At 44.0% G+C, this 2998-nt stretch carries 3 protein-coding genes; all 3 read right to left on the minus strand.

The annotated features are described in order from the left end of the window. Window positions 1–106: 106 nt before the first annotated feature. The 3 genes from AC1DUO_RS23905 to AC1DUO_RS23915 are packed head-to-tail and all read right to left on the minus strand — an operon-like array spanning window position 107 to window position 2966. Window positions 107–1636, minus strand: a complete 1530-nt coding sequence (locus AC1DUO_RS23905) for an ATPase, T2SS/T4P/T4SS family (RefSeq protein WP_477989076.1) — start codon at window positions 1634–1636, stop codon at window positions 107–109. After that, window positions 1633–2136, minus strand: coding sequence for a hypothetical protein (locus AC1DUO_RS23910; RefSeq protein ID WP_013577221.1), 504 nt, complete (start codon window positions 2134–2136; stop codon window positions 1633–1635). Before AC1DUO_RS23910 ends, AC1DUO_RS23905 begins: the two co-directional genes overlap by 4 nt. Further along, window positions 2118–2966 carry a hypothetical protein gene (locus tag AC1DUO_RS23915; RefSeq protein WP_477989078.1) on the minus strand — a complete coding sequence of 283 codons (849 nt, stop codon included), beginning with the start codon at window positions 2964–2966 and terminating at the stop codon, window positions 2118–2120. Before AC1DUO_RS23915 ends, AC1DUO_RS23910 begins: the two co-directional genes overlap by 19 nt. Window positions 2967–2998 lie beyond the last annotated feature (32 nt).

Consider the following 2998-nt stretch of genomic DNA (forward strand, 5'->3'; position numbering starts at 1 on the left):
TAACAGGCTTATACCCTCGACATGAAGTTTGAGCAGGGAATCGTAAAGGGGCAGGTCTGTTCTGATCATGTCAGCACAGAACTTATAAAGAAAAAGCCGCTGTTTCTTACCGAACTTTGCCATGGATAATCTCCGAGTTGTCTTTATCTACATCGCCAAATTCCATACTGAACCAGGTAGCACAATCCCGACCACGAAGTACTTCCGCAAATACCTTTTCTTTTATTTCAAATCCCTCACTCAGACCCGGTGACGAGATGCGTTTTTTTCGCCATAAGGTGTAAACCTGTAACCACTCTTGTTTAGATATTGCGGCGAGTTCATCATATGTGGGTCGCATATATTCCATGACAAGTTGCCTGCCGCTTATACCGGTATGCTTACATTTTTCACACCCCCTTTCGTTTTGCTCGTAGAGGGTCATCAATTTCTCACCAAATGTGATTTCGACAGAATGATGGCAATGAGGACAAATAACAGGGACAAGTTTTTGACACTGCAATCCGGCAATAAAGCCCGGTGTGGAGAGTTTATCGCTGGTGATGCCCATGGCGGATAAGCGCTGTAGCAGGGAGACAATATTCCCTGCATGAACAGTCGTAAAACAGTAGTGACCGCTTTCAACTGCGCCGGCGAGGGCATTCGCGGAGATAGAGTCGCGGATTTCGCCCACCATCAGAACATCAGGATCGCGGCGTAATGCGGATTTGATAGCAGAATGGAAACCGCCACCTTCAACACTGACCACTGAGCTTTGTTTTGCTCCAAATATCTGATATTCGACAGGATCTTCTACAGTAAGAAAACAGCCTTTATTGCCATAACGGTTAACCTGCAGCCACTCCATCAGGTTCTTCAGAGTGGTGGATTTTCCTGAACCAGTGGTGCCCGCAATAAAATATGCCCCATAGGGATTACTGAGGATCTTTTTCAGATCTTCTAATTCTTCTTCCGATATACCGAGTTTATTGAGATTAGCGACGGCTCCTTTAGAGAGTCCTGATGGGATAATACGTAATACAGCATGAAAACAATCGTTCGTTTCACCAAAAATGGGAAAGTGGGCGTAGCGGAAACGAAAACTTAATCCGTTAAGCGTATAGAGAATATTGGCACTTTGCGGAATAGTACGGTTCCAGGTGGTATCACGGGTGCTGGCTTGTACGTTGTACAGGACGAATACCAGCTCATCGCATTTGCTGGCAGGCATCTGCATCATTGGTAGCAGCATGCCATTTACCCTGACCTCAAGCTGCGCAAGAATATCATTGCGGGTGATATGAAGGTCACTGGCCCCCATATCAACGGCTTCAATCAATATGGCTTCAAGTTCCTTCTGCGTTTCACTAATATCCAGTGCAACACGGCTCTGTTTCTGCAAAGAAACAAGTTCATAAATTTTGAAATAAACGGCTTCTGTGACGCCCCCGATTCCGACAATCTTGTGACGATGGATGTCGTTCATTTTGCGAACTTCATATTGAAGAATATGCAGCTCTTCAATTAAAGAACGTTGAGAAACGAGATACTCCTGCGTGCCCAAACGGGCGAGCAACATGCGATCCTCAATTTCAGCAAAAGTCCATTCGCCGCTGTGTATGGAATCGTCCGTAAGTCGTATGAAATCCAGGATCACCGGGAGACTTCCTGAACAAATGACTGACGTCCGTTATTGCCCTGATGGACGGCATAACGTTTACCGTTGGCTAAGAAAATCTCTCCGATACGGACAAATACGATTTTTGTGCCCACGGAGACGGCTGCCTGTGTGATGCCAGCAATCTGCGACAGCATCATTATTTTCGGTTCGACAAGAGGGGCTTGTGAAGCCGGTTTAGCTTCTTTATCGTCAGATTCGCCACCCATGTTGCTCATCATTGGCACCTGAGTCAGTTCCGAGGCTTCACTTTTTATCTTTGCCATTTCCAGCCGCAACTTAGCGAGCGTCAGCTGTTGTGAAAGCTCACGCTGGGCCTGATTAAAAGCCACGTCATCTTCCATCAATCTGGAGATATGCTGCTGAATTGGAGCCGGGACTTCCCCGAAAGGATCGCTGGTGGTTTTAACGTCATCAGCGAAACTGCCAGAAGAAAACAAAACAATCAGAGCTGTTAACATTAATTTCCGATTTTGCATACCATGACTCCTGAAATTTTATTATCTTTAACGCTATCGATTTTTTGAATAATAAACGCGTCCCTGAATGCTTGTCTTTCTAAAATACTGGCGACGTACAATACATCTATGCCATTTTTAGACGTTTTGGGTATTTCCATTTCCCAGTTCATCGTGTTAAGTCCGTAGTATTTACCTCTCCCTTTTTTGGCTATTTTATTTTCGTTCGTCTGCACAGGCGAACCAGGAAGGGAGACTATTTTTAATGTTTGCTGGATGCCCGATATCGAGTTATAAGAATAAAGATAGTTTAATAAATCCCCGCAGAATGGCRCAGTAATATCTGCTTTGTTTTTATAGGCACTCAGTAACGGGTTATCACTCAGGCCTGATTGAATCCCCGAGAAATTAACCGAGTCATCTGAGAAAATCGCTGTATAATTTTCACCCCAAAAGTTTTTCTGCGCTATATTAAATACATTGCCTTTATTCAGCTGATAACTAAATGAGCAGCTCTGTGGATCACAAACAAATGTTTCATTTGTATAATTGAATTCGGCCAGGATGTTTTGACTTTTTGAAATCTCAGACGCCAGTTTGGTGAATTGCGTGATGCTCCCACCCGTTAACGATTTCAAATAGTACTTTTCGACAGTTTTTATATCATTCGCTAATTGCTGTTCCTCACGACGTCTGACGTCCTCCTTCACCTGTGCTGGTTTATAGGCATAGAAATACCAGACGGTCACTCCGCCAGCAACAAGCAACAAGAGAACGACAACCGCAATCGCAACTTTAATGTTTCTGGAAAGCGGCTGAGAGTTTTTCTGTAATTTAAGTCCTTTTATCATATTGTTACCCGGAAATTATGCTATACAGAAAT

The organism is Rahnella sp. P4_A8 (genome assembly GCF_056402435.1).

What these genes read in the sequence shown, in the direction of transcription:
- AC1DUO_RS23910 (WP_013577221.1), bottom strand. Translation starts at nt 2,136, where the DNA reads ATGCAAAATCGGAAATTAATGTTAACAGCTCTGATTGTTTTGTTTTCT.